We start from the raw sequence: 23614 nt of genomic DNA on the forward strand, positions 1-23614 counted from the left end.
AGTCGTCGTCGGACCGGAGGGTGGGGGATGCGAGCAGTCGTCTGTCGTGCAGGGGAGCTGACCGTCGAGGAACTGCCGACGCCGGTACCCGGCCGGGGTGAACTCCTGCTCCGCGTGACACGCGCCGGGATCTGCGGCTCGGATCTGCACGCGCGTCACCACTGCGACGCCACCGCCGATGTCTCCGCGGAAGTGGGCTATGACGCGTTCATGCGGTCGGATCAGGCCGTGGTGATGGGACACGAGTTCGCGGGCGAAGTGGTCTCCTACGGTCCCGGCTGCCGCAAGAGATGGAAGCCGGGTACCGCGGTCGTCTCGGTGCCGATGATCAAGCACGGCGACACTGCGCATCTGACCGGGCTCTCGGCGCAGGCGCACGGTGCCTACGCCGATTTCATCCTGGTCTCTGAGGATATGACAATGCCTGTGCCCGAAGGTGTTTCGGTCAACCAGGCGGCGCTGACCGAGCCCATGGCGGTGGCCTACCACGCGGTGCGGCGCAGCGAGATCGGTAAACGCGACGTGGCCGTCGTCGTCGGGTGCGGTCCGATCGGGCTGGCCGTCATCGCCATGCTGAAAGCGGCGAACGTCCGGACGGTCATCGGCAGCGACCCATCCGATGGCCGACGCGTGCTCGCCCGCCGCGTGGGCGCCGACATCGTCGTCGACCCGACCGTCGACTCCCCGTGGGACCGATGCGCCGAGAAGGGTGGGTACATCACGGCGGCCGGTGATCTGCTGGGCGCGGCCTTCGCCGGGATGCGGACGCTGCGTCGTATCCCGGGAGTGCCGTGGGCGCCGGTGTTCCGCATGGCCGACCGGCTCGGCGCCACGCCGAAGGGGCCGGTCGTCTTCGAGTGCGTGGGTACCCCCGGCATGATCGAGCACATCGCGTCCTCGGCGCCCTTCCGCTCGCGGATCGTCGTCGTGGGCGTGTGCATGGAGCCCGACACCTTCCGGCCCGCGATGGCGATCAACAAAGAATTCGAGATGCGATTCGTGTTCGCCTACGACCCGGCGGAGTTCCACCACACGCTGGGCATGATCGCCGACGGCACCGTCGACGTCACACCGCTTATCACCGGGACCGTCGGACTCGACGGGGTGAGTGCCGCCTTCGACGCCCTCGGCTCGGCCGACCAGCACGCCAAGGTGCTCATCGACCCGACCAGCGAGGTGGCCACACTCTGATCTGACGCCGCGGCCGACCCGGCCCCCGCATCGATCGTGCCCCCGAACACGTTCATGGCGCGCCCGAACACGCGCGCGGCTCAGCTCTGCGCGGTCGACGCGGCGTCGGGGCCGGTTGCCATGGCCGCCGGGTCCATCCACATGATCTGCCACGAGTGGCCGTCGAGGTCGTCGTAGCTGCGGCCGTACATGCAGCCGTGATCCTCGGTGTCGCCGGGCTTGGCGCCTGCCGAGATGGCGTTGTCGACCAACGTGTCGACGGCTGCGCGGCTCTCGGCGTCGACGCAGACCACGCACTCCTTGGTGGTGGTGGCGTCGGCGGTGGTGACCGGATGGAACGAGCCGAAGAAGTCGCGCTGGAGCAACATCGCGACCATGTTCTCGCCGAGCACGAGACACACCGCCTTCTCGTCGGAGAACGCCTCGTCGAACGAATAGCCGAGTTCGGTGAAGAACTCACGCGAACGGTCGACGTCGGCCACCGGCAGGTTGATGAAGATCTTGCTGTGCATGGAGATTCCTCCGATCGACATGCGCGTCCGTCGTCGGACTGCGTCACATCTATCGACATCGAGCGGCGGCGAAACTCATCGCTCGGCCGCGCACCTCTTCGCGACCACCGCGCGGCCCAGTGAACGTGTTCGCCTACCTGGTCGACGGACGGTCGGGCGCTACCGGTTGCGGATCAGCTTGGTCGCCGCAGCCGCCCCCGCACCCGCGGCTCCGACGAGCAGCGCGGTGCCGGCGCCGTACTTGGCCGCCTTGCGGGCAGTCCGGAAGTCGTACATCTCCCAGCCGCGTACCTTCGCGACCTCCTTGAGGTCGGCGTCGGCATTGATCGCGACGGCCGTGCCGACCAGCGACAGCATCGGGACGTCGTTGTGCGAGTCGGAGTATGCGGTGCACCGCTTGAGGTTCAGTCCCTCGCGAATTGCCAACGCGCGCACCGCATGTGCCTTACCGGGGCCGTGCAGGATGTCGCCGACGAGGCGGCCGGTGAACACCCCGTCGACCGATTCGGCCACGGTGCCCAGCGCACCGGTCAGGCCGAGCCGCCGTGCGATGGTCTGGGCGAGTTCCACCGGCGTCGCGGTCACCAGCCACACCTGCTGCCCGGCGTCGAGATGACGCTGGGCCAGCGCGCGCGTACCCGGCCAGATCTTGTCGGCGATGTACTCGTCGTAGATCTCCTCCCCGAGTTCCACCAGCTCCGACGTCGGGCGGCCCGCGATGAACGACAACGCCTTCTCCCGACCCTCGGCGACGTCGTTGGCGTTCTCCTTGCCGGTGATGCGGAATTTCGCCTGCGTCCACGCGAAATCCAGGACGTCGCCGTAGGAGAAGTACTTCCGCGACGCGAGTCCGCGAGCGAAGTGGACGATCGAGGCACCCTGCACCAGGGTGTTGTCGACGTCGAAGAACGCCGCCGCGGTGAGATCGCGCGGGGCCTGGGTGGGGTCGGTGTCCTCGGGTGGCTGCGCGCGCAGCGAGTCGACGGCGGCTTTGGCGCTGGCCTCGCCGGCGAGCGACTGACGCAGCTCGTGGGCGGTCTGCCGAAAACGGCCGGTGGCAGCCGAGGCGCGCTCCGAGACCCATGCGGTCACGCGGCCGGATTCATCGTCGTCACCGAGGCCGTGCAGTTCGGCGTCCTCGGAGAAATCGTCGTCGATGTCACCGGCGGCTGCGGCGTGGTGTTCCCAGTCGTCGGCGGCCGGGCCGGTCTCGCCCACAACGTCCTCGGCCTCGATGAACCCGGGCGACCCGCCGGCTGTGACGCCGCCCGGTGTCGTGTCGGCCGGCTTGTCGGAACCCGGCTTATCGGACCCCACTTCGTCGGACTCCACTTCGTCGGACCGCGGTGTGTCGGGCACAGCCCACCTCCCTTGCCAGACAGCAGGCCGCTACCGCGTCCCGCCGACTCCACAGTAGTGCCCCGGCGGGCGTGGGGACCGTCGGGCGTGAGTGAGGGCGACCACCGCGTTCCGGCGCTCGGGGGACGGTGCGAGGATGGCGAGATGACCCTCGAACTGCTCACCCGGGCGGGCTGTTCGGCCTGCGCGGCCGCCCGCGCCGACCTCGACCGCGTCTGTGCCGATCTCGGTGTGCGCTACGCCGAGGTCGACGTCGACGACGCCGCCGCGAACGGTGACCCGGCACTGCGTGCCGAGTTCGGAGACCGGTTGCCGGTCGTGTTGCTCGACGGCGTCGAACACAGCTACTGGGAGGTCGACGAACCACGGCTGCGCGCCGACCTCGCCGGACGTGCCGGTTCCGCCTGACGCCTCGTCGGGCGCAACAGGCAGCCGCAACAGACGGCCACATCCAGACCGGCCACCTGCAGACCGGGCGAACGGGCAACCGGTCGAATACCCGTCCGGGGCAAGAAATCGACGGGTATAGGCTGACCCGATACGTCGATGTTCTGCGACGACGAGGCGAGAGCGGGGTGTGTGGCGGTGAGCGGGAAACCGGAGTCCGACCCACCTGCGGACGACTCCGCGCCGGTGCTGCCCGGCACCGACATCCCCGCCCCCTCGGTGGCCCGACTGGCCGCCTACCTCCACGTCCTGCGCAGTTTCAGTGAGCGTGGCGTGCTCATCGCCTCGAGCGGCGAACTCGCCCGCGCCGCCGGGGTCAACCCGTCGATCCTGCGCAAGGACCTCTCCCACGTCGGCGCCAACGGTGTGCGCGGCGTCGGCTACGACGTCGGCCGCCTCACCGCCCGCATCGCCATGGCCCTGCACACCGACAGCGTGCACACCGTCGCCCTCGCCGGCGCCGGACGTCTCGGACACGCTCTCCTCGCGCACACCGGATTCGGCCGTGGATTCCGCGTCGCCGCTCTCTTCGACGACGACCCCGTCCTCATCGGGACGGTCCTGCAACCCGGCGGTCCGACGGTGGCGCCGCTGGCCGACATCGAGCGGGTGTGCGCGACGCTTCCCGGCCCACGCGTGGAGGTCGCGGTGATCGCCACGGCCGACGCCGACGCACAACGCGCTTTCGACGCATTTGTCGCGGTAGGGGTACGTCAGGTGCTCAACGTGACCCCGGTGAGTCTGGTCGTCGCGCAGACGGGTTCGGCCGATTCAGGGGAGTCGGATGTCGTCATCCGACAGGTTGATCTAGCCTTGGAGCTACAGGTGTTGGCATTTCAGGCGTCTCGCAGCCCGAGTTCTCCGGACTCCGAGCGCTCTTCGCGGGGCCGACGCCAGGCAAGCGGTATGGGTGAAGAAACGGTGACAGCGTGAGTGTTCTGTTGTTCGGGGTGTCGCACCGCAGTGCGCCGGTCGAGGTGCTCGAGCGGTTGGCGGTCTCCGACCATGACCGACCCAAACTGGTCGACGACCTGCTCTCCTCGCGCTCCATCTCCGAGGCGATGCTGGTGTCCACCTGCAACCGGGTGGAGATCTACGCCGTCGTCGACGCGTTCCATCCGGCGCTCGAAGCCGTGGGCGGGGTCCTCGGCGACCACTCCGGCATGACGATCAACGAGATGACCCGGCACGCCTACGTGCGGTACTCCGAAGCCGCCGTCGAACACCTCTTCACCGTCGCCGCGGGACTCGACTCGATGGTGGTCGGCGAGCAGCAGATCCTCGGGCAGATCCGCAACGCCTACCTCAACGCCGACGCCAACCGGTCTGCCGGCCGAGTGCTGCACGAACTCGCCCAGCAGGCCCTGCGCGTCGGCAAACGCGTGCACACCGAGACCGGTATCGACCGCGCCGGGGCATCGGTCGTGTCGGTCGCCCTGCACCGCGCGGCCGCCGTCCGCGGCGATGCGCCGATGCGGCGCGCCGTCGTCGTCGGGGCCGGTGCGATGGGGGCCCTGGCGACCGCTCAGCTGGCCCGTGAGGGCGTGACCGACATGGTCGTGATCAACCGGACCATCGACAACGCCGAGCATCTGGCGGGCAACGTCGCGGCCAATCACGGCATCAACGTGCGCGGTGCCGGACTCGACGAACTGCCATCGGTGATGGCCGCCGCCGACGTCGTGGTCACCTGCACCGGCTCGGTCGGCACCGTCGTCGGCGTGGGTGAGGTGCATTCGGCACTGGCCGGCCGCCTCTGCCCCGAGCCGCTGGTCATCTGCGACCTCGGGCTGCCCCGCAACGTCGACCCCGTCGCGGGCCGGCTGCCCGGCGTGCACATCGTCGACATCGAGGGCCTGCGCGGCGATTCCGAGACGCAGGCCGCCGAGAACGACACGCTGGCCGCCCGCGGGATCGTCGCCGGTGAACTCGCCGACTACCTCACCCACCAGCGCCAGGCCGAGGTCACCCCGACCGTCGCCGCGTTGCGTCAGCGCGCCGCCGACGTCGTCGAAGCCGAGATCCTGCGTCTCGAGACCCGGCTGCCCGAACTCGACGATCCGTCCCGTGACGAAGTCGCCAAGACCGTGCGCCGCGTCGTCGACAAACTCCTGCATGCCCCGACGGTGCGCGTCAAACAACTCGCCTCCACCCCCAACGGCGACCACTACGCCGAGGCGCTGCGTGAGCTCTTCGAGCTGAAACCCGGTGCGGCCGAGGCGGTTTCTGCCACTGATCATCTGGGCCCCGATCCGTTGGGTCCGGTCGCCGGCGACACGCCGGCCGATGCGGCCGAGAAGTGAGTGGCGCGACGCCGGGTCCGATCCGCATCGGCACCCGCGGCTCGTTGCTGGCCACCACCCAGGCCCAGACCATCGCCGACGCCCTCACCGAAGCCGGACACCCCGCTGAACTCGTGATCATCCGGACCGCCGGCGACGATTCGGCCGCGCCGGTCGCCGAGATCGGTGTCGGGGTGTTCACCACGGCCATCCGGATCGCTCTGCACAACCGCGAGGTCGACGTCGCGGTGCACTCCTACAAGGACCTGCCCACCGCCGACGAGCCCGGCCTGTACATCGCCGCCGTACCGCCGCGCGAGGACCCGAGAGATGCGCTGGTCAGCCGGGACAACATGGTGCTCGGCGAGCTGCCGCCGGGATCGACGATCGGCACCTCGGCGCCGCGGCGGGTGGCACAGCTTAGAGCATTGGGTCTCGGTTTGGAAATCCGCCCCCTACGAGGCAACCTAGATTCTCGGTTGGGCAAAGTCGCCAGCGGTGAACTCGACGCAGTCGTGGTCGCTCGCGCCGGTCTTGTCCGAATCGGACGGGCCGACGAGGTCACCGAGTCGTTTGATCCGGTGGTCCTGCTACCGGCTCCGGCGCAGGGTGCTCTCGCTGTGGAGTGCCGCTCCGATGATGCCCAGCTGGTGAGAATACTCGCCGAGTTGGACGATGAGTCCACCCGTGCGGCCATCGATGCCGAGCGGGCCGTGCTCGCGGCTCTGGAAGCCGGGTGCACCGCCCCGATCGGAGCGATTGCCGAGGTGGTCGAGTCGATCGACGACGACGGGCGCATCTTCGCCGAACTGTCGCTTCGCGCGGCGGTGGCGGCCGAGGACGGATCGGATGTGATCCGGGCCTCGGTGGTGGGTCCGGTCGATCGCGCGGCCCAACTCGGTGCGGATCTCGCCGCCGAACTGCTGGAACTGGGAGCAGGCGACCTCGTCACTCCCTAGTTCCGGCAAGGAACTGCAGCCTTCCTCGCGAGGGCAGGAGAGTGCGAACGCATGAGCCGTACGACGAAGAAGTCCAATCCGGGCCGAATCCTCTTCGTGGGGTCCGGCCCCGGGGACCCAGACCTGCTCACCGTGCGGGCGCGGACCGTCATCGCCCACGCGACGACTGCCTACATCGACCCGGATGTCCCCGCCGCGGTGATTTCCCTGATCGGCAGCGCGTACCGCGCCGAGCCGACTCCGGACAATCGCCGCTCGACCAAGAAACCGGCCGGCGCCGACGACGCCCCGGCCGACGGGGTCGCGAAAGACGGGGTCGCGAAAGACGGGGCGGCGAAAGACGGGGCGGCCAAGGACGACGCAGCGAACAAGGACGCCGCGGCGAACGGTCCCGAGGCCACCGCCGACGAGCCGGATTCGCCCGTCCATCCCGCGCTCGGCGATCCCGCCGAGGTCGCCAAGACCCTGGTCGCCGCCGCGAAGGCCGGCGACGACGTGGTCCGCGTGGTCTCCGGCGACCCGCTGACCACCGATTCGGTACTAGGCGAGGTCAACGCCGTGGCCCGCACGTCGGTCGCCTTCGAGGTGCTGCCCGGTCTCCCGGCCGCCTCAGTGGTGCCCAGCTACGCGGGTATGCCGCTGGGCTCCACCCACACCGAGGCCGACGTGCGCGGCGAGGTCGACTGGGCGGCGCTGGCCGCCGCCCCCGGCCCGCTGGTGCTGCACGCCACCTCCGGTCACCTCGCCGAGACCGCGAGCGCCCTGACCGAGCACGGAATGGCCGCGCAGACCCCGGTCGCCATCACGGTCAACGGCACCACCTGCCAGCAGCGCACCATCGAGGCCACCCTCGCCAGCCTCAACGAGCAGGGCAACGCCCTGACCGGACCGCTGATCCTGACCATCGGCAACGTCGTCAGCGCCCGCGGCAAGCTCTCGTGGTGGGAGTCGCGTGCCCTGTACGGCTGGACCGTGCTGGTGCCCCGCACCAAGGACCAGGCCGCCGACATGAGCGAGCGCCTCGTCAGCCACGGCGCGGTACCCAAGGAGGTCCCGACCATCGCGGTGGAACCGCCGCGCAGCCCTGCGCAGATGGAACGCGCGGTCAAGGGGCTCGTCGACGGGCGCTACCAGTGGGTGGTGTTCACCTCGACCAACGCCGTGCGCGCCGTGTGGGAGAAGTTCGCCGAATTCGGGCTCGACGCGCGGGCCTTCTCCGGGGTCAAGATCGCCTGCGTCGGGGAGGCAACCGCGGAGCGCGTGCGTTCCTTCGGTATCAACCCCGAGCTGATCCCGTCCGGCGAGCAGAGCTCACTCGGCCTGCTCGACGAGTTCCCGCCCTACGACGACGTCTTCGACCCGGTTAACCGAATCCTGTTGCCGCGGGCCGACATCGCCACCGAAACCCTCTCCGAGGGACTGCGTGAACGAGGCTGGGAGATCGACGACGTCACCGCCTACCGCACCGTGCGCGCCGCACCGCCGCCCGCGGCGACCCGCGAGATGATCAAGACCGGCGGCTTCGACGCGGTGTGCTTCACGTCGAGCTCCACGGTCCGCAATCTCGTCGGAATCGCCGGGAAGCCGCACGCGCGTACCATCGTTGCCTGCATCGGACCCAAGACTGCCGAGACCGCAACGGAATTCGGTCTGCGCGTGGACGTGCAGCCGGAGACCGCGTCGATCCCGGACCTCGTCGACGCCCTCGCCGAGCACGCCGCCCGGTTGCGCGCCGAAGGCGCACTTCCGCCGCCGCGCAAGAAGTCTCGGCGGTCGCGCTCGTAGCACTCCGGCTCCTGTGAGGTGTGCGAGAAGCGACATAAAAGGAGTAAGCCATGGCCCCGGTGATCCGCCCGCGTCGACTCCGGTCGACGGCCGCCCTGCGCCGACTGGTGGCCGAAACCACCCTGGCGCCAAGGCAACTGGTGCTGCCGATGTTCGTCGCCGACGGTCTCGATGCCCCGCGGGAGATCTCGTCGATGCCCGGCGTGCTCCAGCACACCGTCGACTCGCTGCGCAAGGCCGCCGACGAGGCGGTCCGCGCCGGCGTCGGAGGTCTGATGCTCTTCGGGGTGCCGGACGAAAAGGACAAGGACGCAACGGGTTCGGGAGCCGACGCTGACGACGGCGTGCTCAATCGAGCGTTGCGTGTGCTCACCGACGATCTCGGCGATGACACCGTCCTGATGGCCGACACCTGCCTGGACGAGTTCACCGACCACGGCCACTGCGGCGTCCTCGACGCCGCCGGCCGCGTCGACAACGACGCCACCCTCGACCGCTACGTCTCGATGTCGTTGGCGCAGGCGCGCAGTGGCGCGCGGCTGCTGGGACCGAGCGGGATGATGGACGGGCAGGTCGCCGCGATCCGCACCGCGCTCGACGACGCCGGGTTCACCGACACCGGAATCCTCGCCTACGCCGCCAAGTACGCGTCGGCCTTCTACGGACCGTTCCGCGAGGCTGTCGGGTCGTCTCTGCAAGGCGATCGTCGGACCTACCAGCAGGACTCCGCGAACCGGATCGAGGCATTGCGCGAGGTGCGCCTCGACCTCGACGAGGGCGCCGACATCGTCATGGTGAAACCGGCCATGAGCTACCTCGACATCGTGCGCGACGTCGCCGAGATCTCCGACGTCCCGGTTGCCGCCTATCAGATCTCGGGCGAGTACTCGATGATCACCGCGGCTGCCGAACGCGGCTGGATCGACCGGGACGCCGCGATCCTGGAGTCGCTGACCTCCACCCGCCGCGCCGGCGCATCGATCATCCTCACGTATTGGGCTACCGAGGTGGCGCTCCGGTTGTCCTGATCGACAGGTGCTCGCGAATCGCTCGCGAGCAGATGCTCGACGACGCTCAGCGCCGGGTGAACGCCATCAGCGCACAGCCCGCCGCACCCGCGAGGCTCCCGGCCAGCGCGACGTACACCCCGATGTCGGACACCGTGCCGTCGGCCACCGCCAGCGAGATGAGGGCCCCGCAGAATGCGGCCACCAGACATGCGATCGCGGCCTGATGCCACGCCTCGCCGGTGGATTCGGCCGGACGCAGCAGTCGGGCGAGGGCGATGACGATGACCGCGATCGCTGCGATCAGCGCCACCCAGTGCAGACGGGAGGTCGCGACGTCGTAGCCCGGTTCGCTGGCGGAGCCCCACCCGTTGACGGTCACCGCGTCGTCGACCTCGAGGCGGTAGTAGGAGAGGAAGTACGACGCGATCACCAGGACTCCGCCGACAAGCGCGAGGACGGCGCCCGGGCGTGCGGGCACGGTGGAGGTGTCGGTGTTCGGCCTGCGACCGGCGGCACGGGACCCGGGTTGCGGAATCCGCGCCATGCCGCCCCCTCTCGCCCTGATCCGTCGTCGTCACACCTGGTCGATTGGCCGAGTCAATCACGGGCGCGGTGACCTGTCGACTTCACGGTCGGGCTGTGCGGGCAAGTAGGACCGAACGAACGACAGATTCGTCGGACCTCGTTGTACCGCCTCTCGCAGGTCCCCGGCAGCGGCGTTCATTACCCTGGTGGCATGTCCGCACCGATCGGCCCCCTGCCCGACGACGCGTCCGGCACGCCGTCCCGACCAGCCCGGCCCGACTCCGTCTCCATCGCCTCGGAGCTGTGGCTCGTGGTGGTGATCGGCCAGATCGTCGCCTTCTTCGCGCAGTACCAGGGGATCGCCGACTCGATCCGCGAACAGGTGCATGCGGGCTCCGAAGGCGTGCCGGCCAATCAGGTCACCTTCATGACGTCGACGCCCTTCATCGTGACCGTCCTCGTGGGTGTGGCCGTGGTCCTGTCCGTCATCCCGCTGGTCTTCGTGTGGCTGGCGCGGCGCGGATACAACTGGGCCCGGGTGGTGGTCGCCGCGATGGGCGTCTACGTGACCGTGGACATGATCTGGGCGTTCTTCGTGGGTCGCGACCCGGTGTGGGCGATGGTGCCGACGGTGCTCAGCGGCGTCGCCGGTCTGGGCGCCACCATCCTGTTGATGCGCCGCGAATCCGACACGTACTGCCGGGCGATGGCGGAGTTCCGCAAGCCGCGTCCGGTCACACCACCTCCTCTGTATCCGCCGCACGGCTGGGGACAACCCGGCCCCGGCGTCGCTCCTCCTCAGGTGCCGCCCACCTCGCCGCCGTATGGTGAGACGAGGCCGACTCCGGACCCCCCGGGCCCGACGCCGCCCGGCCCCGATCACCCGACCGGCGATCACGACACCCGGGCCGACGATCACTCCAGCGAAGGACGGCGAGCACGTGACCAATCCTGATCCGGCACAGCGACCCTCACTCGTCGTCTGGGCGCACCGCTGCTGGATCACCGGTGGCGGACTGCTCGTGGCGCTCGGGGTGGCCTTCGTCGTCCTCGGGATCGTGTCGTCGACGTCTACCTTCGGTCCGGTGGCCGTGGGTGTCCTGGTGGCCTGCGTCGGCGTCGCCTACATCCTGATGGGCAGCAGGGCTTTTGCCGGCGACGCGCGATGGCGGTCGTCGTTGTCCGCGCTCACCCTGGTCGCGGTCGCGATGCTGCTGGTGGTCAGTTTCCTGGCCCCGGTGCTCGCCTTCGCGCTGATCGCCGCCATCATCGCGCTCTTCGGGTCGCTCCTGGCCTACCGCCCGGAGTCGGAGTCCTGGTACACCGGCGAACCCGTCCCCGACCGCAAGTCGAAGTCGTCGCGGCAGGCACGCCGCAAGAACGCGTGAGCGACCCGACGCCCGACGACCGGGCGCCCCGCGACAGCGCCGATCCCGCTGACGGCACCGCAGATACCGCCGAGGGCACCGCGGATTCCGACGAGGGCACCGCGGATCCCGTCGAGGGGACCGCGGATTCCGCCGAGGGCACCGCAGATACCGCCGAGGGCACCGCGGGTCCCGCCGCGGCCAGCCCGGATTCCGTCGAGGGCACCGCTGATCCCGCCGACGACCACGGCGACATCCTCTTCGCCGAGGCGGGCGGTAGTTGGTGGGTGGTGATGATCGGTCCGCTGCTGGTGATCGCGGTTCTGGTCCTGGAGGCCACCGGCCCGGGCAGTGTGCACTGGCCGGTCTTGATGATCTTCCTCGTCGTGCTGTTGGGCTTCTCGGTGGTTCAGGTGACCGCCGCACGACGCCACGTCAGCGTCGAACTCACCGAGACGACGCTGCGTCAGGGTGCCAAACGCATCCGGCTCGACGAGATCGAGAAGATCTTCCCGCCCAACCACGACCCCACGCCGCAGGACTGGGAGAGCGCCCCCGCCCTCGGTGAGCTCCATGGCGTACCGCGGCGGCGCAAGGGCGTCGGTGTGCGCCTGAGCTCCGGGGCGCTGGCGCAGGCGTGGGCGCGTGACGTCGAGGCGTTCCGTTCCGAACTCAACGATGCGCATACGGCGGTGCGTCTCGGCCTGCCGCCGCGCGGCCACGAACCCGAGGCCTGACCCTCTGACTCGCTGACCCCGTCCGACTCGCCGACCACGGCAATGGTGCGGTGACACCATGGTCACATGGGCAGCAACACCTCCGACGCGGAGTGGAACCGAGAGCAGCGATCGGAGACCAAGACGCAGCGCCTTGACCGCAACTGGGCGTCACTGCTGCAGGAACTGCGCGTCGTGCAGACCGGCGTCCAGATCCTCACCGGGTTCCTGCTGACGCTGCCGTTCCAGGACGGCTTCGAGGACCTGGGCGGATCGCTGCGCGTGGTGTATCTGGTCACGGTCACCTCGGCGGTGTCCGCGGCCATCCTGCTCGCCGCGCCGGTCGCACTGCATCGGGCGCTGTTTCGACGTCACCAGCTCGAGCTGATCGTGACTGTGGCGCATCGCCTGTCCTACATCGGACTGCTGTTGCTCGGAATCGCCCTCTCTGGGGCGATGACCGTCGTCTTCGGTGCCACCTCGGGACCGGTACCGGCTGTGGTGGCCGGTACCGTCACCGGGCTGCTGTTCGGGATCTTCTGGCTGCTGTTGCCGCTGATCCTGCGCGCCCGGACCGATCCCGACCCCGGCTAGCGGTCCGTCCTAGTGTCTCGACTGCTCAGCCGTGCTCGAGCATCGGTGCGGCGAGGAGATTCTCCGGTATGCCGAAGGCGTCCACCAGGGTTCGCGCGTGTGGGCGCAGCTCCTGGCACAGGGTGTTGACGCCGCGTCGGATCGCCTTGGCCCGCTCGACCGAGATGTGCCGGTGCATCAGGAACCAGCCCAGATCGTCCTCGAGCGCGGAGTAGACGAACAGATCGCACACCTTGCCGAGAAGCTCTGCCGCCGAACGTGAATCGCAGTCGTTGATGGCCTCGATGAAGGCCTCGAGGACGACGCGTTCGGTGTGGGCCCGCCCGACCTTGAGCAGATGGTCCTGCGCGTTGTTGAACACCTCGAAGGCGTCGTTGTCGTCGTCGAGTGCGCGGCGCAAACGCTGTGCGCACGTACGGATCAGGTGATCCTCGCGATTGCGGAACAGCCGGATCTGGGTGCCACGGTTGGTCAGATTCGACTTCTCGGTGTCCTCATCGGAACTCTCCAGCAGCGTCTGCACCACCTGACGGACCGCGGTCTTCTCGGCGACCACGTCGCGGGCCATCTCGACGACGAACCGTACCCATCCGCCGGCCGAGAGTCCTTGGACGTCATCGGCATACGATGACAGTAGCTCTTTGGCGACGAGTTGGGTCATCACCGTGTTGTCGCCTTCGAAGGTGGTGAACACGTCGATGTCGCCGCGGATGATCGAGAGCTGGTTCTCGTCCAGATAGCCTGCGCCACCGCAGGCTTCGCGGCTGACGTTCACCGCGTGCGAGGCGTGCCAGGTGGCATACGCCTTCAGGCCGGCCGCATCGGATTCCAGCTGGCGTTGCCGACCAGCGTCGGAATCGTCGGGCGAGCTGGACTGCACCTCGTGCAACTCGGCGGTGATCTCGTTCTGCGCGCAGGCGATGGCATACGATTTCGCGATGAGCGGCAACAGCTTCCGCTGGTGGCCTAGGTAATCCATGACGATGATCTCGTCGGTCTCGTCGGGTGCCTCGAACTGCTTACGCATCAGTCCGTAGCGGGTGGCCAGCGTCAGCGCCTTGCGCCCGGCCGCGCCCGCGGTCGCGGCGACGCTGACCCGACCACGGATCAGGGTGCCGAGCATCGTGAAGAAGCGACGGTTGGGGTTCTCGATGGGGGAGGTATAGGTGCCGTCGGGCTCGACGTCGGCGTAGCGGTTGAGCAGGTTCTCCGCGGGTATGCGCACGTTGTCGAAGACGATGCGGCCGTTGTCGACTCCGGCCAGACCGCCCTTGTACCCGCAGTCGCTGGTGGTGATGCCGGGCAGGTCGTTACCGTCCTCGTCGCGGATCGGCACCACAAAGCAGTGCACCCCTTGGCTTTCCGGCTCCGCACCGGGGCCGGCGGTGATGAGTTGCGCGAACACCGCGGCGTATCGGGCGTGTTCGGCGGCACCACCGATGTAGTCCTTGCGTGCGCCGGGGGTGGTGGAGTGGATGACGAACTCGCGGGTGTCGCGGTCGTAGGTCGCGGTGGTCTCGAGCGCCTGAACGTTGGAGCCGTGTCCGGTCTCGGTCATCGCGAAGCAACCGAGCACGTCGAGGTCGATGATTCCCTTGACGTAACGCTCGTGATGCCGTGCGGTGCCGAGGTTTTCCACGGCACCGCCGAACAGACCCCACTGCACGCCGGCCTTCACCATCAGGGACAGGTCGGCGTAGCCGAGCATCTCGATCGAGGTGATCGACGCGCCGACGTCGCCGGTGCCGCCGTGGTCGGACGCGAAACCGGCGGAGGCGAACCCGTGCTGGGACAGTTCGCGCACCACCCCGAGGGTGTGTGAACGTGCCTCGTCGAGGGTCCGGGACGGGTCCGGAAGGAGCTCGGACCGGTTCGACTGCTCACGCACCGTGTCCCGGACGGCCCGCCAGCGGCCGTCGAGGGTGTAGCGCAGGTTCTCCACGAGCAACGCCCGCTCGTCGGCGGAGAGTTCGTCGTCGGCGGACACGTCCGGCGGTGTCACGGGAACATCGGGTGTGCGGGCGGCGTCGGAGGCGGGGCTCTCGGTGGGAGTGCTCATGACCCCACGTTACGTAACGAGGGGCCCGCGTCGGTCGAGGTTGAGCAAGCAGGCGGCGGGCGAACCGACAACGACCGCAGGTCAGGCACGGCCGCTGAGGGTGACCCACAGCGGCGCGGTGATCTGCTCGGTGATCATCCTCACGCGATCGTCGGTCAGGACGCCACGCATGAAGATGTCGTGACGCGCGAGATCGAACGGCAGGCTCAGGACCTCTGGGCCGAGGGGCACGTCGCCGAGTTCGCCACGGGCGCGGGCACGTTCGACGATCGGGGTGGTGATGTCACCCATCCGGGTGAACAGCATCTCCCGCAGCGGCTCGGCGGCCTCGGGATCGAGTTCGGCGAGCACCACCATCATCATGCGTCGCTCGGCGCGGGTGAACAACGTGCGAAGCGTGGTGAGTGGGGCGGCGAGGTCGGCGGTGAGGCTGCCCGCGTCGGGGAGGTCGTCGAGCACTTGGGTCCGGTCGGCGAAGACGGCCGTGATCGCGGCGAGCAGCATCTTCGGTTTGGTCGGCCACCGCCGGTAGAGCACCGGCTTGCTGGTGCCGGCCCGCTCGGCGACGCCCTCGTAGGTCAGGCCCGCGATCCCGCTCTCGTCGATTTCGGCGAGGATCGCGGCGTGCAGCGCGTGCTCGAGTTCGGCCCCGCGGCGACGTGTCGGCGTCACAATCCACCCCACCTCTGTAGATACATTGCGTTTCTTATGCGGAGAGACTACCGTACCAAATAGGAAACGAATCGTATCTAATCGGAGGTGTGATGATGACCCGGGACTCGAACGCGACGTCGACGGAGATCCGCAAGGTGGTGGGCCTCGTCGTCGGACTCACGATTCTGTTGGCGGTGATGTTGTGCGCCTTCGCATTGCCCGCAGTGCATACCGGCGCGCACGGCGTGCCGGTGGGCGTCGTCGGCAACGACCAAGTCGTTGCCACGGTCAGTGAGAAACTCGACGGCTTCGAGGTCAGTGCCTATCCCGACGCCGACGCAGCGGGCGCGGCCATCCTCGACCGGCAGATCTACGGTGCCTTCGTCGTCGAATCCGGTCAGGTCCACACACTGGTGGCGTCGGCAGCGAGTTCCGCGGCTGCCACAGCCATCACTCAGGCGGGTTCCGGTTTGGCTGCAGCGCAACATCTTCCGGCGAGGGTCACCGACCTGCGCGGCTTCGGCGCCGACGACCCGCGCGGCGCCGGACTGGTGGCCGGTGCTCTCCCGCTGGCACTGGGTGGTTGGATCGCCGCGGTGGTGATCATGCAGGTCATCGGCTCGACGCGGGAACGCATCCTCGCCGTCCTGGCGTTCTCGGTGGTCGGCGGCCTCGGTATGACGGCCGTCATCCAGTTCGTGCTCGGCACCTTCGACGGCAATTACTGGCTCACGTCCCTGGCCGCGATGCTGGGCATCGCCGCGACCGCGATGACGGTCCTCGGGTTGCGTGAGCTCATGGGCGCGGCCGGGCTCGGCGTCGCCGCGGTGTTGCTGATCCTGCTGGGCAATCCGCTTTCGGGGCTGGCCAGTGCCCCGGAGATGCTCCCCACCCCGTGGGGCACCATCGGTCAGCTCCTGCCGCCCGGCGCCACCGGATCGCTGCTGCGTGACGTCGCCTTCTTCGACGGACACGGCGCCACCCATGCGCTCATCGTCCTGTTCTGCTGGCTGATCGGCGGGATGGTGTTGTACGCCAGCGGATTACGCCGCAGCGGCTCGTCTGAGAACGCTCCGCACCCCGACGAAGAGGCCTCCAGCGAGAAGCTCACCGTCGTATGAGACGACCGTCGACCGTGCAGCCGAAATCGTTGACCGGTCAGCGTCGGATGCGCTGCTTCAGGTCGTCGACGAAGCCGGGCGGAACCAACTCGGCCGGATCGTGAAGACCGGTGTCCGGCCCTGGTAGAGCATGACGGCAGAACGGGTTTCGTGTACGCGGGTGATGTCGACGAGACCGACTGACGACTCGATGGTGCCGTTGGTCGACTCGACCCGGTCGGGGAGGTAGCGAACCCGCAGCTGCGCACCCGGCGGCAGCAGGCGCCGAAGTCGCGCTCGCATACGCAAACCGTTGAAGATCAGCACACCTGCGAAGAAGATCCCGCCGATGGCCGGCGGCGAGATGAAAGGCGCTGTGCCGCGGGAGTTGTCGACGATCGCCTAGACGACGAAGATCACGGCGAGAATGCCGATCAACACCATCGACGCGGGGGTGTACGCACCGCGGAGAACACGCGTCGCGAGTCCTCGGTCGGCGATCATCGTGGCCTCCAGCCCGCCACCGTCGGTCGGTGTGAACGTGACGGTGTCCATCCCGGTCGAGTCCGATGCCGTTGCGGCAGAGGCCATCGGTCGCCGAGCGCGAAGCGCCTGGTGGCGTTCGACGATGCCGCCGGCAACCTCGGCGGGTACGAGTTGGCGCGGGATGACGATCATCGGCTGCCGGGCGATGAACATCACCAGCCGATGGCGGTCGAGCCGGATGCGGTCGACGTCTGTCAGCGTGAACCGCGACCGGATCTCGCCCGCGCGGTAGGCAATCCAGTCATCACCGAACTCCGAGGTGAGGACCGTGCCCTCCGGGAGGAGGCGCCGCGTGCGGCGCAGGATCACGAACCACAGGAACGCCCATACCGGTGAGGCCAGAACGCATCCGACGATCAGTCCGAGGACGACGATGGCGGCCGAGGTGGCGGCTGTCTGGGCAGGCGAATCGTCGGTGACGATGACAAGTGCCGCCGTGATCACCGCGAGGAGCACCATCATCGCGGCCACCCACCGTGCGGAGCGCACGAACGTGTACGCGGCCATATGACGCGCGACCGAACGGTCGGCGATCGTCGTCGTCTGCAGGGCACCGCCCGGTAAGACGGTGTGTTGGTAGGGAACAGCCAAGGCTTATTGACCTCTCGGTGGTCGGGGCGAGTCGCCACTGTAGTGGATCAGGCCGTCCGGCGCGTCAGCTCGGCGCCGACGCCGCCGGTCAGCACTACGTCGGGGATGGTCAGCGCGCCGGCGGGCAGGCGGGCCCGCACCAGCAGCGCCCCGCCGGAGCGGCGCACCCGCGCCACCGAACTCAGCGGAAGCGAGCGCACCACGCCGCCGAGCCGCAGGCGGAGCGCATCGGGAGCGGTGGCGGCGGGTGATACTTGACCCTATGGCACCGAGTGACCCGGATTTCCGGACGCTGGTCGTCGCCGAATCGATCCGGCTCTTCGGCGAGAACGGCTACGAATCGACGACGGTCGAGCAGATCGCCGCCGCCGCCGGCATCTCCCGACGCACGTTCTTCCGTCAGTTCCGGGCCAAAGAGGATGTGATCTTCGCCGATCACGAGTCGTTGCTCGCCCAGGTCGACGATCTGCTGGCCGCGACCGGGTCTGATCCGTCCGAAGCGGTGTGCGCCGCTGCCGAACTCGTCTTCGGGCACTTCTCGGGGGACCGGAACCTGGCATTTCGCCGACTCCAGGTGGTGTCGGAGGTGCCCGCGCTGCGCGATCGGGAACTCGTGACCACCTATCGCTACCAGCGGGCCTTCGAGGAATTCCTGCGCCGTCGCCTGCCCGAGGCCGACCGCGTCCACATCGTAACCTACGTCGCCGCCGTCACCGGAGCGCACAACTACCTGCTGCGCCGGATGATCCGCGGCGACTCCGACGCCACGCTGGCGCGGCTGCGAACCGAACTCACCCGCATCCGGTTGGCACTGGGTGTCAGCGGTGCGGTGTCGTCGGGGCCCTCCGCCGAGCTCTCGTCGGGGCGCACTACGAAGACCGAGGACGACCCGGTGGTCACCGTGGTGACCTACCCGGCCGGCACATCGCCGGAGGAGATCACCCGTCACCTCGCCGAACAGCTGGGTCGGCGAACAGCTGGGCAGACTCGTCGGCAGTCGCGGACAATCGAAGACGATCCCGACGGATTGACATGGCACCGAGTGCCGTGATGGACTGGAATCATCCACCGTTTGGCACCCAGTGCCGTGAGGAGCCGCAGTCATGGGTTTCGGAAACCCCGATTTCAACGTTTTTGAACTCCCCGAGGAGCACGTCGCGCTCCGCGAGGCGATCCGCGCGCTCTCCGAGAAGGAGATCGAGCCGCACGCCGCTGACGTCGACGAGAACTCCCGCTTCCCGCAGGAGGCGCTCGACGCGCTGGTGGCGTCGGGCTTCAACGCGATCCACGTGCCCGAGGAGTACGACGGCCAGGGTGCCGACTCGGTGGCTGCCTGCATCGTCATCGAGGAGGTCGCGCGGGTGTGCGCGTCGTCGTCGCTGATCCCCGCCGTCAACAAGCTCGGCACGATGGGCCTCATTCTCAACGGCTCCGACGAACTCAAGCAGCAGGTGCTCCCGTCGATCGCCTCCGGTGAGGCGATGGCCTCCTACGCCCTCTCCGAGCGTGAGGCCGGCTCGGATGCCGCCGGGATGAAGACCCGCGCCCGACGCGACGGCGACAACTGGGTGCTCAACGGCACCAAATGCTGGATCACCAACGGCGGCAAGTCGAGCTGGTACACCGTCATGGCGGTAACCGATCCGGAGAAGAAGGCCAACGGCATCTCGGCGTTCATGGTGCACAAGGACGACCCCGGCTTCACCGTCGGCCCGCTGGAGAAGAAGCTCGGCATCAAGGGTTCGCCGACCGCCGAACTCTACTTCGAGGACTGCACCATCCCCGCCGACCGCATCATCGGCGACGAGGGCACCGGCTTCAAGACCGCCCTGCAGACCCTCGACCACACCCGTCCGACCATCGGCGCGCAGGCCGTCGGCATCGCGCAGGGCGCGCTCGACAAGGCCATCGAATACGTCAAGGACCGCAAGCAGTTCGGGCAATCGATCAGCAAGTTCCAGGGCGTCGAATTCATGATCGCCGACATGGCCATGAAGGTCGAAGCCGCCCGGCTGATGGTCTACACCTCGGCCGCCCGCGCCGAACGTGGCGAGAAGAACCTGGGCTTCATCAGCTCGGCGTCCAAGTGCTTTGCCTCCGACGTCGCGATGGAGGTCACCACCGATGCCGTGCAGCTCTTCGGTGGCGCCGGTTACACCCGCGACTTCCCGGTCGAGCGCATGATGCGCGACGCCAAGATCACCCAGATCTACGAGGGCACCAACCAGATTCAGCGGGTCGTCATGAGCCGCGCTCTGCTCCGCTGACGCGGTTTCTGTTGGGTGACACGCCGAGTGCAACCGATCCGTCCTGGGCTGCGTCCAATCTTGCATGGTCTTTCTGACATCGTTGACACGCGCGACGACCCGCGCCGAACTCGTCGCCGACGGCATCACCGACCATGAGATACGGCGGGCGGTCTCCGGCGGGACCCTCACGGCGCTCGCTCCGGGGGTGGTGATCCGCACCGACCTGCTCGACGGCACGCCCGAGCAACGACACCGGGAACTCGCCAGGGCGTGGTGGCGTCGCCAGAGGTCGTCGGAACCCCGTCGGGCGCTCGCCGCCGTCTCGGCGGCGGCTGCGCTCGGTCTGCCGGTATGGGGGCTCGACACCACGCTGGTGGTGGTGACCGAGTTCGCTGCGCGCTCACGCTCGAGGACCTCGGGTCTGACACGGCTGATCTCGGATGGCCGCGCGCCGTCGACAATGGTCCACGAGGGTGTGCTCGTGGTGACTCCGGCGCGTGTCGTCGTGGACATCGCACGCACCGCCGACCGGATTGCCGCTGTCGTGGTCGGCGATGCGGCCCTGCGCATGGGTCGGTGCTCGCTCGACGAACTCGCCGTCGAACTCAGCCTCATCCACGGGGGATGGTCGGTGCCGCCCAGGCACGACGCGTGATCGAACTGCTCGACGGGAAGTCGGAGTCGGTCCTGGAGTCGCGCAGCCGGATGGTGTTTCTCGACGCCGGGCTACCGGCCCCCGAGTTGCAGCTCGAGCTGTACGACCAGTGGGGCAACCTCGTTGCGCGCGTGGACTTCTACTGGCGCGAACAGCGCGTCGTCGGCGAGAGCAACGGCCTGGCCAAGTACTCGGGCGACGACGGAATCGGCCGTGTGCTGTATGAGAAGCAGCGTTCCGACGCGCTCACCGAACTCGGCAATCGAGTGGTGCCCTGGGGCTGGAAGGACCTCGAAGACCCGAAGCTGCAGAAGAACCTGATCGAGCGACTGACCGCGTGGCTGGCGTAGTGGTCCCCAGGGCCGTCGAGGTATGCGACCAACGTCGATAGGCAAGTCCGCTCGAGTATGTCAAGGTGTTGTGGCCCATGCGGTTCGCTTGTGGACAACCGGTACCGACGCGACGTCTCGGCCGTTTCAGCAGCTACAACTTGACTCATGTCAGCACAGTCCTGGGTGACACTCGTCGTCGGCGTCATCGGTTTCGCCGGATTGATCGCCGGCATGGTACAACGCACCTTGGCCGATCGCCGAGCCGAATGGTGGCGACGCGCGAGTTGGGCCGTGGATCATGTTCTGTCTGAGAAAACGGCACGGCGCGGGTAGTCGGGTTCGATGTGTTGGCCAGGCTGCAGTCTTCGCCGTTGATCACCAGAACCGAGGCCGACGTCTTCCTGCATCTGGCTCATCTACTCCTGCGTGAAACCAACTCTGATGACTTCGTCGCAGGTGGAGGGCATACTGAGGCAGAGGAGGAGCCATGACGAGAACCCAGCGCGGCAGCGTCGCATCGGGGTCTCCGCCCGTGTCCGAGGTGCGGCGGGCGGCCGCGCGCTTGGCGTTGGCTGCCGGGAAGGCCGCTGGTCGGCCGCATGATCCGCACATGCAGGCCATCATCGACGGTCGCGAGGATGTCGGTAGTTCGGTTTCGGCAACCACGCCACCGTCTCCCGTGTCCGAGGTGCGGCGGGCGGCCGCGCGCTTGGCGTTGGCTGCCGGGAAGGCGGCGGGACGGCCGCATGATCCGCACATGCAGGCCATCGTCGACGGTCGTGAGGACTGAACAACTCTGTCGCCCGGTATTCGGTCACCAATGATCTACCGGGGCATGTTTTTACCACCCCCAGCGCGTCGACCTACAGAAACCGCGTTTCCCGTCAGAAACCGCGTTTACAAACACGGTTTTCGACGAGACACGCGGTTTCTATTGACCGACGCGCCGAAACCCCTACGCGTACGCGGCGCGAAACTCGATGCGGGCGTGCTGTTTACGCGCGGCGGCCCGGAAGTCGTTGAGCGCCCGGCCCATGTGGAACCCGTTGGTGACGATGACGGCGCCGTTGGCGCCCATGGCCTTGAGCATGCCGACGGTGTAGGTCGCGTTCTGCACGGTGCTGGTCGAGCGGCCCTCATTGACCATCTGCCACATCGGGATTCCGCGTCGAAGAAGTCCCAAGTTCATGAACTGGGCTTCGGAAACCGGTAGCCACCAGGTGTTTCCGCCGGAAACCACCATCCGGTTGAACGGATGCTGTTTGGCCAGGCGCGCAGCTACATTCAGCCGGCGATCCAGGATCGCCGGCGTCTGCCCGAAGGTGCCCATCTTGGCGCCGAGCACCACGATGTAGCGGGTCAGCACGCCCTGCCAGAGGAAAAGGCTGTTGGGCGTACCGAATTCGGAGCTGCCGAAGTCGACGCTGCCGAAATCGGTGCTCGACGAGGGGGCGGCTTGGGCAGGCGCTGCGACGACGCCGCCGGCACCGGTGGCGAGGGCGGTTGTCAGCGCGAGCGCGGACACGAGTTTTCGAACACGCATGATCACGAGAGTAGCGATCAGCACGACCGTACAGGTTTCGATCCAGTAACACCTGCAACACGGGTAACAAATGACACTCGTGTAACACGACAGCACCACGAGACACAGAGTGGAACCACAAGAGTTGCGCCCGAACAGGTTTCGGAGTGCCCGGCCACCACCACCCACCCATCGGTAGGCTGAGACGGTGATCACCCGTCGGCTCCGCACTCGGGTTCCGGCCACCGCGGCGGCGGCGCTGCTGGGACTGACCCTCGTCGCCTGCGGCACCGGCGAATCCGCCGACCGGCCGGCGAGTAGCACAAGCACACCCAGTCAGACCTCCAGCGCCGTGGATTACGTGAACCTCGGCGACAGTTACGGCGCCGGTACCGGCGTCACCCCGCTGGCGGCCGGATCGCCGTTCCTGTGTCAGCGGTCGTCGCGGAACTTCGCGCATATCCTCGCTCAGCGGGAGGGCTATCGACTCACCGACGCCAGTTGTGCGGGCGCCGACACCGCCGATCTCGCCGACGCCCAATACGACGGCGTCCCACCGCAGTTCGACGCACTGACCCCCGACGCCGGCCTGGTCACGATGATGATGGGCGGCAACGACAACGACACCTACTCGTCGTCGATCCGCGCCTGCCGCGACGTCGCCGACGACGACCCGACCGGCTCACCGTGTCGTGACCGCTACGGGGAGCGCCTCATGCAACCGATCACCACCACGACTTACCCGGACCTGGTGGCCGCCCTGCGCGCGGTACACCAGAAGGCGCGTAGCGCGCGGGTCCTCATCGTCGGCTATCCGTGGATCCTGCCGGCCACCGGCGGGTGTTATCCGACGATGAAGGTGGCCGCCGGTGACGTCGGCTATCTGCGCGAACTGCAGGCCACACTCAACGACGCTGTCCGGCGGGCCGCGCAGCAGACCGGCACGACCTACGTCGACATGTCAGCGGTGTCGGAGGGACACGACGCCTGCGCGGGCCCTGAGCGCTGGATCGAACCGATGACCACCAGCGGACCGGGTGCGGTGCACCCCAATGCTCGTGGTCAGGAGGCCATCGCGGACCAGGTCGCGACGGTGCTGCGGTGAGGGCCGAGAAGCTGAGAACCGCCTGAACGATTTGGGCCGTTGTGCCCCGTTTGG

At 68.2% G+C, this 23614-nt stretch carries 28 protein-coding genes; 19 read left to right on the plus strand and 9 right to left on the minus strand.

The genetic code is table 11. The features are described 5' to 3' along the window. Positions 1–27: 27 nt before the first annotated feature. Entirely contained in the window at positions 28–1191 is a 1164-nt protein-coding gene (locus GBRO_RS04970) for a zinc-binding dehydrogenase (RefSeq protein WP_012832897.1), read from the plus strand. 80 nt (positions 1192–1271) lie between these two features. Here GBRO_RS04970 and GBRO_RS04975 read toward each other — a convergent pair whose 3' ends face one another. Together GBRO_RS04975 and GBRO_RS04980 are read right to left on the minus strand one after the other, a co-directional pair. Then, positions 1272–1703: a VOC family protein gene (locus tag GBRO_RS04975; protein ID WP_012832898.1), complete on the minus strand. Its 432-nt coding sequence runs from the start codon at positions 1701–1703 to the stop codon at positions 1272–1274. Positions 1704–1862: 159 nt separating this feature from the next. After that, positions 1863–2921: an HAD family hydrolase gene (locus tag GBRO_RS04980; protein WP_012832899.1), complete on the minus strand. Its 1059-nt coding sequence runs from the start codon at positions 2919–2921 to the stop codon at positions 1863–1865. A 285-nt stretch (positions 2922–3206) separates the two neighbouring features. Between GBRO_RS04980 and GBRO_RS04985 the strand changes: the two genes are divergently transcribed. From GBRO_RS04985 to hemB, 6 genes are all read left to right on the plus strand, one after another. Then, positions 3207–3470: a glutaredoxin family protein gene (locus tag GBRO_RS04985; protein ID WP_012832900.1), complete on the plus strand. Its 264-nt coding sequence runs from the start codon at positions 3207–3209 to the stop codon at positions 3468–3470. 138 nt (positions 3471–3608) lie between these two features. Next, the gene (locus GBRO_RS04990) at positions 3609–4442 is read left to right on the plus strand and encodes a redox-sensing transcriptional repressor Rex (RefSeq protein WP_012832901.1); all 834 of its coding nucleotides are present in this window, start codon (positions 3609–3611) and stop codon (positions 4440–4442) included. Further along, a complete protein-coding gene (locus GBRO_RS04995; protein ID WP_012832902.1) occupies positions 4439–5812 on the plus strand; it encodes a glutamyl-tRNA reductase in 1374 nt (457 codons plus the stop codon). Before GBRO_RS04990 ends, GBRO_RS04995 begins: the two co-directional genes overlap by 4 nt. Then, the gene (hemC, locus tag GBRO_RS05000) at positions 5809–6750 is read left to right on the plus strand and encodes a hydroxymethylbilane synthase (protein ID WP_012832903.1); all 942 of its coding nucleotides are present in this window, start codon (positions 5809–5811) and stop codon (positions 6748–6750) included. Before GBRO_RS04995 ends, hemC begins: the two co-directional genes overlap by 4 nt. 51 nt (positions 6751–6801) lie before the next feature. Then, positions 6802–8535: a bifunctional uroporphyrinogen-III C-methyltransferase/uroporphyrinogen-III synthase gene (locus GBRO_RS05005; RefSeq protein ID WP_012832904.1), complete on the plus strand. Its 1734-nt coding sequence runs from the start codon at positions 6802–6804 to the stop codon at positions 8533–8535. Between the two features lie 50 nt (positions 8536–8585). Further along, entirely contained in the window at positions 8586–9563 is a 978-nt protein-coding gene (gene hemB, locus GBRO_RS05010; RefSeq protein WP_012832905.1) for a porphobilinogen synthase, read from the plus strand. 46 nt (positions 9564–9609) lie between these two features. Here hemB and GBRO_RS05015 read toward each other — a convergent pair whose 3' ends face one another. Beyond that, positions 9610–10089, minus strand: coding sequence for a hypothetical protein (locus tag GBRO_RS05015; RefSeq protein WP_012832906.1), 480 nt, complete (start codon positions 10087–10089; stop codon positions 9610–9612). A gap of 192 nt (positions 10090–10281) precedes the next feature. On the opposite strand from GBRO_RS05015, the gene GBRO_RS05020 reads away from it, so the two are divergent. The 4 genes from GBRO_RS05020 (at position 10282) to GBRO_RS05035 (ending at position 12747) form a co-directional block, all read left to right on the plus strand. Then, positions 10282–11025 (plus strand): hypothetical protein, encoded by a 744-nt coding sequence (locus GBRO_RS05020; protein ID WP_012832907.1) that lies wholly within the window; start codon positions 10282–10284, stop codon positions 11023–11025. Beyond that, positions 11012–11458, plus strand: coding sequence for a hypothetical protein (locus GBRO_RS05025; protein WP_012832908.1), 447 nt, complete (start codon positions 11012–11014; stop codon positions 11456–11458). The genes GBRO_RS05020 and GBRO_RS05025 overlap by 14 nt, the downstream gene beginning before the upstream one ends. Then, positions 11455–12174 (plus strand): RodZ family helix-turn-helix domain-containing protein, encoded by a 720-nt coding sequence (locus GBRO_RS25105; protein ID WP_083775526.1) that lies wholly within the window; start codon positions 11455–11457, stop codon positions 12172–12174. The genes GBRO_RS05025 and GBRO_RS25105 overlap by 4 nt, the downstream gene beginning before the upstream one ends. Positions 12175–12240: 66 nt before the next feature. After that, the gene (locus GBRO_RS05035; protein WP_012832910.1) at positions 12241–12747 is read left to right on the plus strand and encodes a DUF6328 family protein; all 507 of its coding nucleotides are present in this window, start codon (positions 12241–12243) and stop codon (positions 12745–12747) included. Positions 12748–12772: 25 nt separating this feature from the next. Here GBRO_RS05035 and GBRO_RS05040 read toward each other — a convergent pair whose 3' ends face one another. Further along, positions 12773–14806 carry an acyl-CoA dehydrogenase family protein gene (locus tag GBRO_RS05040; RefSeq protein WP_012832911.1) on the minus strand — a complete coding sequence of 678 codons (2034 nt, stop codon included), beginning with the start codon at positions 14804–14806 and terminating at the stop codon, positions 12773–12775. An 81-nt stretch (positions 14807–14887) separates the two neighbouring features. Continuing rightward, the gene (locus GBRO_RS05045) at positions 14888–15478 is read right to left on the minus strand and encodes a TetR/AcrR family transcriptional regulator (protein WP_012832912.1); all 591 of its coding nucleotides are present in this window, start codon (positions 15476–15478) and stop codon (positions 14888–14890) included. 92 nt (positions 15479–15570) lie between these two features. Between GBRO_RS05045 and GBRO_RS05050 the strand changes: the two genes are divergently transcribed. Then, positions 15571–16581: a hypothetical protein gene (locus GBRO_RS05050; RefSeq protein ID WP_012832913.1), complete on the plus strand. Its 1011-nt coding sequence runs from the start codon at positions 15571–15573 to the stop codon at positions 16579–16581. A 57-nt stretch (positions 16582–16638) separates the two neighbouring features. Here the strand turns inward: GBRO_RS05050 and GBRO_RS05055 are convergent, their stop codons facing one another. From GBRO_RS05055 to GBRO_RS26250, 3 genes are all read right to left on the minus strand, one after another. After that, a complete protein-coding gene (locus tag GBRO_RS05055) occupies positions 16639–16863 on the minus strand; it encodes a hypothetical protein (protein WP_147290625.1) in 225 nt (74 codons plus the stop codon). Between the two features lie 99 nt (positions 16864–16962). After that, a complete protein-coding gene (locus GBRO_RS05060; RefSeq protein ID WP_012832915.1) occupies positions 16963–17697 on the minus strand; it encodes a YcxB family protein in 735 nt (244 codons plus the stop codon). A gap of 47 nt (positions 17698–17744) precedes the next feature. Further along, on the minus strand, positions 17745–17900 hold the full coding sequence (locus GBRO_RS26250) for a hypothetical protein (RefSeq protein ID WP_155825215.1): 156 nt from the start codon (positions 17898–17900) through the stop codon (positions 17745–17747). 59 nt (positions 17901–17959) lie between these two features. On the opposite strand from GBRO_RS26250, the gene GBRO_RS05065 reads away from it, so the two are divergent. The 6 genes from GBRO_RS05065 to GBRO_RS05080 all read left to right on the plus strand — a co-directional run bounded on the left by GBRO_RS05065 (position 17960) and on the right by GBRO_RS05080 (position 21723). Continuing rightward, positions 17960–18748, plus strand: coding sequence for a TetR family transcriptional regulator (locus tag GBRO_RS05065; RefSeq protein WP_012832917.1), 789 nt, complete (start codon positions 17960–17962; stop codon positions 18746–18748). 52 nt (positions 18749–18800) lie between these two features. Further along, entirely contained in the window at positions 18801–19964 is a 1164-nt protein-coding gene (locus GBRO_RS05070) for an acyl-CoA dehydrogenase (RefSeq protein WP_012832918.1), read from the plus strand. Between the two features lie 64 nt (positions 19965–20028). Then, the gene (locus tag GBRO_RS26790; protein WP_231140533.1) at positions 20029–20601 is read left to right on the plus strand and encodes a hypothetical protein; all 573 of its coding nucleotides are present in this window, start codon (positions 20029–20031) and stop codon (positions 20599–20601) included. Then, positions 20571–20951 carry a hypothetical protein gene (locus tag GBRO_RS26795; RefSeq protein WP_227892854.1) on the plus strand — a complete coding sequence of 127 codons (381 nt, stop codon included), beginning with the start codon at positions 20571–20573 and terminating at the stop codon, positions 20949–20951. Before GBRO_RS26790 ends, GBRO_RS26795 begins: the two co-directional genes overlap by 31 nt. A gap of 147 nt (positions 20952–21098) precedes the next feature. Then, complete coding sequence (locus tag GBRO_RS26255) at positions 21099–21266, plus strand: hypothetical protein (RefSeq protein ID WP_155825213.1); 168 nt, start codon at positions 21099–21101, stop codon at positions 21264–21266. Positions 21267–21420: 154 nt separating this feature from the next. Next, positions 21421–21723 carry a hypothetical protein gene (locus GBRO_RS05080; RefSeq protein WP_012832919.1) on the plus strand — a complete coding sequence of 101 codons (303 nt, stop codon included), beginning with the start codon at positions 21421–21423 and terminating at the stop codon, positions 21721–21723. Positions 21724–21888: 165 nt separating this feature from the next. Here the strand turns inward: GBRO_RS05080 and GBRO_RS05085 are convergent, their stop codons facing one another. Then, positions 21889–22476, minus strand: a complete 588-nt coding sequence (locus GBRO_RS05085; RefSeq protein WP_041920240.1) for a YdcF family protein — start codon at positions 22474–22476, stop codon at positions 21889–21891. 187 nt (positions 22477–22663) lie between these two features. On the opposite strand from GBRO_RS05085, the gene GBRO_RS05090 reads away from it, so the two are divergent. After that, positions 22664–23560: an SGNH/GDSL hydrolase family protein gene (locus GBRO_RS05090; protein ID WP_012832921.1), complete on the plus strand. Its 897-nt coding sequence runs from the start codon at positions 22664–22666 to the stop codon at positions 23558–23560. The last annotated feature ends 54 nt before the right edge of the window (positions 23561–23614 follow it).

The organism is Gordonia bronchialis DSM 43247, from assembly GCF_000024785.1.
GTDB lineage: Bacteria > Actinomycetota > Actinomycetes > Mycobacteriales > Mycobacteriaceae > Gordonia > Gordonia bronchialis.

What these genes read in the sequence shown, in the direction of transcription:
- GBRO_RS05015 (WP_012832906.1), bottom strand. Translation starts at nt 10,089, where the DNA reads ATGGCGCGGATTCCGCAACCCGGGTCCCGTGCCGCCGGTCGCAGGCCG.
- GBRO_RS04970 (WP_012832897.1), top strand. Translation starts at nt 28, where the DNA reads ATGCGAGCAGTCGTCTGTCGTGCAGGGGAGCTGACCGTCGAGGAACTG.
- GBRO_RS04990 (WP_012832901.1), top strand. Translation starts at nt 3,609, where the DNA reads ATGTTCTGCGACGACGAGGCGAGAGCGGGGTGTGTGGCGGTGAGCGGG.
- GBRO_RS05065 (WP_012832917.1), top strand. Translation starts at nt 17,960, where the DNA reads ATGGCACCGAGTGACCCGGATTTCCGGACGCTGGTCGTCGCCGAATCG.
- GBRO_RS05080 (WP_012832919.1), top strand. Translation starts at nt 21,421, where the DNA reads ATGACGAGAACCCAGCGCGGCAGCGTCGCATCGGGGTCTCCGCCCGTG.
- GBRO_RS26255 (WP_155825213.1), top strand. Translation starts at nt 21,099, where the DNA reads ATGTCAGCACAGTCCTGGGTGACACTCGTCGTCGGCGTCATCGGTTTC.
- hemB (WP_012832905.1), top strand. Translation starts at nt 8,586, where the DNA reads ATGGCCCCGGTGATCCGCCCGCGTCGACTCCGGTCGACGGCCGCCCTG.
- GBRO_RS04975 (WP_012832898.1), bottom strand. Translation starts at nt 1,703, where the DNA reads ATGCACAGCAAGATCTTCATCAACCTGCCGGTGGCCGACGTCGACCGT.
- GBRO_RS05005 (WP_012832904.1), top strand. Translation starts at nt 6,802, where the DNA reads ATGAGCCGTACGACGAAGAAGTCCAATCCGGGCCGAATCCTCTTCGTG.
- GBRO_RS05070 (WP_012832918.1), top strand. Translation starts at nt 18,801, where the DNA reads ATGGGTTTCGGAAACCCCGATTTCAACGTTTTTGAACTCCCCGAGGAG.
- GBRO_RS05020 (WP_012832907.1), top strand. Translation starts at nt 10,282, where the DNA reads ATGTCCGCACCGATCGGCCCCCTGCCCGACGACGCGTCCGGCACGCCG.
- GBRO_RS05055 (WP_147290625.1), bottom strand. Translation starts at nt 16,863, where the DNA reads ATGCGAGCGCGACTTCGGCGCCTGCTGCCGCCGGGTGCGCAGCTGCGG.
- GBRO_RS05040 (WP_012832911.1), bottom strand. Translation starts at nt 14,806, where the DNA reads ATGAGCACTCCCACCGAGAGCCCCGCCTCCGACGCCGCCCGCACACCC.
- GBRO_RS05035 (WP_012832910.1), top strand. Translation starts at nt 12,241, where the DNA reads ATGGGCAGCAACACCTCCGACGCGGAGTGGAACCGAGAGCAGCGATCG.
- GBRO_RS05050 (WP_012832913.1), top strand. Translation starts at nt 15,571, where the DNA reads ATGATGACCCGGGACTCGAACGCGACGTCGACGGAGATCCGCAAGGTG.
- GBRO_RS05085 (WP_041920240.1), bottom strand. Translation starts at nt 22,476, where the DNA reads ATGCGTGTTCGAAAACTCGTGTCCGCGCTCGCGCTGACAACCGCCCTC.
- GBRO_RS26795 (WP_227892854.1), top strand. Translation starts at nt 20,571, where the DNA reads ATGGTCGGTGCCGCCCAGGCACGACGCGTGATCGAACTGCTCGACGGG.
- GBRO_RS04985 (WP_012832900.1), top strand. Translation starts at nt 3,207, where the DNA reads ATGACCCTCGAACTGCTCACCCGGGCGGGCTGTTCGGCCTGCGCGGCC.
- GBRO_RS26790 (WP_231140533.1), top strand. Translation starts at nt 20,029, where the DNA reads ATGGTCTTTCTGACATCGTTGACACGCGCGACGACCCGCGCCGAACTC.